Consider the following 4,948-nt stretch of genomic DNA (forward strand, 5'->3'; position numbering starts at 1 on the left):
GGCCGCGGCCTACATCCAGGAGCACGTGTCGAAGCCGGTCGTCGGCTACGTCGCGGGCTTCACCGCGCCGGAAGGCAAGACCATGGGCCACGCCGGCGCGATCGTGTCCGGTTCGTCCGGCACCGCGCAGGCCAAGAAGGAAGCTCTGGAAGCGGCCGGCGTGCGCGTCGGCAAGACTCCTTCGGAAACCGCCGAGCTGGCCAGGGCGAGCCTGGTGCAGCCCGTCTCCTAGGGAGCCACCGTGCACTACGACGTCAACCTGTCCATCCTGTTCACCGAGCTGCCCATGCTCGAACGCCCGGCCGCGGCCGCCGACGCCGGCTTCGACGCGGTGGAGATGTGGTGGCCCTTCGACGGCCCCGTGCCCGACGACAAGGAACTGGACGCGCTGACGCGGGCCATCACCGACGCGGGCGTCCAACTGGTGGGGCTCAACTTCGACGCCGGGCACATGCCGTCCGGGGACCGGGGTCTGCTCTCGTCGCGGGCCACGAGCCAGCGGTTCCGCGACAACATCGACGTGACCGTCGGGTTCGCGGAACGCCTCGGCTGCCGGGTGCTGAACGCCTTGTACGGCAACACGACCGACGACACCGACGCCGAGCTGGCGCTGGAGAACCTCGCTCTGGCAACGAAAGCCGCCGGTCGCAGTGGTGCCACCGTGGTGGTCGAGGCGCTCAACTCGTACGAGAACACCCGCTATCCGCTCACGTCGTCGGCGCGGGCGTTCCAGGTGATCGACCAGGTGCCGGGAACCGCGTTCCTGGCTGACTTCTACCACCTCGGGCGAATGGGTGAAGACCTCACCGCGCTCATCGCAAGCCATGCGAACCGGTTCGGGCACGTCCAGATCGCGGACGTGCCCGGCCGTGGCCAGCCAGGGACCGGAGAGCTGGACTACCCCGCGATCCTGCACCAGCTGGAAAACAGCCCGTACGGCGGGCTGGTTGGCCTGGAGTACAAGCCCGTTGGGCCAAGCTCGGAGAGTTTCGGCTGGTTGGAGGCCATGCGGTGACAAAGGTTGGGTTTGTTGGGCTCGGCATCATGGGCGGGCCCATGGCGTCGAACCTGCTCGACGCGGGGTTCGAGGTCATCGGGTACGACCTGGTGCCGGCGGCGCTCGAGCGGCTGTCCGAGGCGGGTGGGAAGCCGGCGGCCTCGGCTGGGCAGGCGGCCGCCGAGGCCGACATCGTCATCACGATGCTGCCGAACCATCCGCATGTGGAGGCGGCGGCGCTCGGTGAGGGTGGCGTGCTGGACAGTGCCAAGCCCGGCACCCTGTACATCGACATGAGCTCCATCCGGCCGGAGACCGCTCGTCGGCTCGCGGAAGTCGGTGCGCAGCGCGGCATCCGGGTGCTGGACGCCCCCGTGTCCGGTGGTGAGAAGGGCGCGATCGACGGCGTACTGTCCATCATGGTCGGTGGCGCCGCGGAGGACTTCGCCGCCGCCCAACCGGTGTTCGCACCCCTCGGCAGGACGGTCGTCCACGTTGGACCCGCCGGTGCCGGCCAGACGGTGAAAGCCGCCAACCAGTTGGTGGTGGGTGGCACGTACGCGTTGGTGGCGGAGGCCATCGTGCTGATGGAGGCGTCCGGACTGGACGCTTCGCTCGGCCTCGACGTGCTCGCCGGCGGGCTCGCGGGCAGCCGGATCCTCGAGCTGAAGCGCGGATCCATGGTGGCGCGGGAGTTCCAACCCGGCTTCCGGATCGACCTGCACCACAAGGACATGGGCATCATCGTCGACGCCGCCCGCGACGCCGGCGTGTCGTTGCCCGTCGGCAACCTGGTCGCGGCGTTGATCGCCGCCGCGCGGGCGCAGGGTTACGGCTCGCTGGACCATTCGGCTCTGCTCAAGGTCGCCGAGAACCTGTCTGGAGCGGCTGCGTGATTCCATCGATGGAGGCCGCCGTTGCGGTCATGGAGTCGGAGGGTGTTGACACGGTCTTCGGCATTCCCGGGGCGGCGATCCTGCCGCTGTACGCGGCGTTGCGGAAGAGCGGCATCCGGCACATCACCGTGCGGCACGAGGAAGGCGGCACGCACGCGGCTGACGGCTGGTCCCGAGTCACCGGCAAGGTCGGAGTGTGTATCGGCACCTCCGGTCCTGCCGGCACCAACATGATCACCGGTCTGTACACCGCGCTGGCGGACTCCATCCCGATGGTGTGCATCACCGGCCAGGCCGTCAGGGCGAAGCTGCACCAGGAAGCGTTCCAGGCGGTCGACATCGTCGAGATCGCCAAGCCGGTGACCAAGTGGGCCGTGCAGCTGAAGGAGCCGGGCCAGGCGCCGTGGGTGTTCCGGGAGGCGTTCCGGATCGCGCGCTCGGGGCGCCCCGGTCCGGTGCTGATCGACCTGCCCATCGACGTCCAAAGAGGACTCTGCAACTACGACCCCGCACTCGACGCGCCCTTGCCCGTCGACATCCCGCAGCCGCATCCCGCGCGGATCAGCGCCGCGGTCGAGCTGCTGGCGGGCGCCGAACGGCCCCTGATCCTGGCCGGCGGCGGCGTCATCATCGCGGACGCGGCCGGTGAGCTCCGGGAGCTGGCCGAGACCATGAACGTCCCGGTGCAGGTGACGCTGATGGGCAAGGGCGCGTTTCCCGAGAACCACGAGCTGTTCGCGGGCATGGCCGGGATCCAGACGCAGACCCGTTGGGGCAACCAGGCTTTCCTGGAAAGCGACGTGGTGCTTGCGATCGGCGCTCGGTTCGGTGACCGGCACACCGGTGACCTGGATGTTTACCGTGGTTCGCGGAAGTTCGTCCACGTCGACATCGAGCCGACACAGATCGGCAAGGTGTTCGAGCCGGACCTCGGGATCGTCGGCCACGCCCGCCCGACGCTGGCCGCGCTGACCTCGGCCGCGCGTTCCCTTACGCCGCACGGGTCATCGTGGCCGTCGCGGGTGGCCTCGCTGCGCTCTTCCCTGCCCCGCCGCGACGACTTCGACGACGTGCCGATCAAGCCGCCGCGCGTGTACCGCGAGATCAACGAGTACTTCGGCGAGGACACGACGTTCGTCACGGCCATCGGCCTGTACCAGATCTGGTCGGGCCAGTTCCAGCACACGTACCTGCCGCGCCGCTACCTGGTGTGCGGGCAGGCCGGCCCGCTGGGCTGGGAGGTGCCGGCGGCGATGGGCGTGAAGTGCGCCTTCCCGTCGCGGAAGGTGGTGGCGGTCGCCGGTGACTACTCGTTCCAGTTCCTGATGGAGGAGATCGCCGTCGCCGCGCAGTACCGGATCCCGTTCGTGATCGTGATGGTCAACAACGAGTACCTGGGGCTGATCCGCCAGGCCGAGCTGCCGTACGACATGAACTACGCGGTGGACCTGCACTACGGCGAGGGCGGCATCGACCACGTCACGCTGATGGCGGCGTTCGGCTGCCCTGCGCGCCGCGTCGAGCAGCCCGGCGACATCCGCGCCGCGCTGGCCTGGGCGGACACCGAGTCGGAGCGGCTGTCACTGCCGGTGCTGGTCGAGATCATGGTCGAACGCGAGGCGAACGCCGCCATGGGCCCGTCGCTGGACCAGATCAAGGAGTTCGAGCCGATCCCGGAGCTGACCCCGGTCGCGGACTGACGGTTGCACATTGTGGAAGTAGGTAATAATCTCCTACCTCATTATGAAGTACGTAACTGACTCTGCTGGCCTGTACGACCCGACCGTTCGCGACGCTCTCGCGCGGTTCGCGGACGGCGGCGACACGACTCGGTTCGAGGCGGCCGCCGCCGTCCGCGCCGCGGCACACGCGATCGAACGACTGCGATCGGCCGGGTCCCGGTCGCTCAGCTCCGGCGCGGTGGACGTGTTGCTGCAGTTGAGCGTCACGTCCGGCGGTGTGAGTGTCGGCGAGCTGGCGCGGGCGGCCGGCGTCAGCTCACGCAACGCGACGGGCCTCGTCGACACACTCGAGAAAGCCGACCTCGTGCGGCGCACCCCGGACCCCGACGACCGGCGCTCGGTGCTGATCGCCATGACCGACGCGGGACGGCAGTGGGTGACCGACTTCCGGCAACCGGCGAACCTGGCGATGAACGCGATGTTCCACGGCTTCACCGATGAGGAGGTGGCGCAACTGCGGCACCTGTGCCTGCGCGTCGTGACCAACCAACAGGCGATCGAACAACGAATGGGGACCCAGTGACCACGCGGGAGACCGTCCAGGCGTACCACCGTGCGCGTTTCTCCGGCGACGTGACCAGCGCACGTACAACACTCGCCGACGGGTTCACCTTCGAGAGCCCACTACTCACCGCAAGCGCCGACGACCACCTGGCCGGGCTACCAGCGTTCCTCGGCATCGTCACCGGCATCGACATGATCAGCGAGCTGTACGGCCCCGAGGAGGCGACCCTCGTCTACGACGTACACACCGCCACCCCAGTCGGCACCCAACGCACCGCAGAACACTTCCGCCTACACCACGGACAAATCACCTCAATCAAACTGATCTTCGACGCAACACCCTGGCACCCCCTCATGCGATAAGAGCGGCCACCGGGCAGCAGAGAAGTGGCGTAGGGCGGAAAAGAGGCAATAGGGCAGGGAAGAGGTGTTGGGAAGGCGACGAGGTTTCAGGGCAGCGACGGGTTTTCGGCCGGCCTCCGGCCCCCGAAAACCAGCGTACCGGCAAGCACCGACACTTCCGGCCACACCAGCAACCACCTGTGGACAACCCGCGTGTCCAACGCCCGCGACGCGCGTGTCCAACGCGGTAGACCGCTGAGTTCAACAATCCGAACCGCGTCTCCCAACGCGCACCCGCGTCTCCAACACCCAACAACCGCGAGTCGCGCTCTCGCAGCGGGCTCGGCGGCGTCGGGCCGGCCCCGAAAACGCGACTCGCGGGGGCTGAACGCGCGACTCGCGGGGGCTGAACGCGCGACTCGCGGGGGCTGAACGCGCGACTCGCGGGGGCTGAACGCGCGACTCGC

Annotated in this window: 5 protein-coding genes and 1 pseudogene; all 6 read left to right on the forward strand. The window is 68.7% G+C overall.

The window, feature by feature from the left end:
- Positions 1 to 232, forward strand: a pseudogene (locus VF106_RS45535) (hypothetical protein); the annotation flags it as partial.
- A gap of 9 nt (positions 233 to 241) precedes the next feature.
- The gene (locus tag VF106_RS45540) at positions 242 to 1,015 is read left to right on the forward strand and encodes a hydroxypyruvate isomerase family protein (protein WP_330846308.1); all 774 of its coding nucleotides are present in this window, start codon (positions 242 to 244) and stop codon (positions 1,013 to 1,015) included.
- Positions 1,012 to 1,893 carry a 2-hydroxy-3-oxopropionate reductase gene (locus tag VF106_RS45545; RefSeq protein ID WP_330846309.1) on the forward strand — a complete coding sequence of 294 codons (882 nt, stop codon included), beginning with the start codon at positions 1,012 to 1,014 and terminating at the stop codon, positions 1,891 to 1,893. Before VF106_RS45540 ends, VF106_RS45545 begins: the two co-directional genes overlap by 4 nt.
- Positions 1,894 to 1,901: 8 nt before the next feature.
- Entirely contained in the window at positions 1,902 to 3,593 is a 1,692-nt protein-coding gene (gene gcl / locus VF106_RS45550) for a glyoxylate carboligase (RefSeq protein WP_330846310.1), read from the forward strand.
- A 43-nt stretch (positions 3,594 to 3,636) separates the two neighbouring features.
- On the forward strand, positions 3,637 to 4,158 hold the full coding sequence (locus VF106_RS45555) for a MarR family transcriptional regulator (protein ID WP_330846311.1): 522 nt from the start codon (positions 3,637 to 3,639) through the stop codon (positions 4,156 to 4,158).
- Positions 4,155 to 4,502, forward strand: coding sequence for a nuclear transport factor 2-like protein (locus VF106_RS45560; RefSeq protein WP_330846312.1), 348 nt, complete (start codon positions 4,155 to 4,157; stop codon positions 4,500 to 4,502). Before VF106_RS45555 ends, VF106_RS45560 begins: the two co-directional genes overlap by 4 nt.
- Positions 4,503 to 4,948: the final 446 nt, after the last annotated feature.

This window comes from Actinophytocola sp., assembly GCF_036378875.1.
In the GTDB taxonomy this organism is placed as follows: Bacteria; Actinomycetota; Actinomycetes; order Mycobacteriales; family Pseudonocardiaceae; genus Actinophytocola.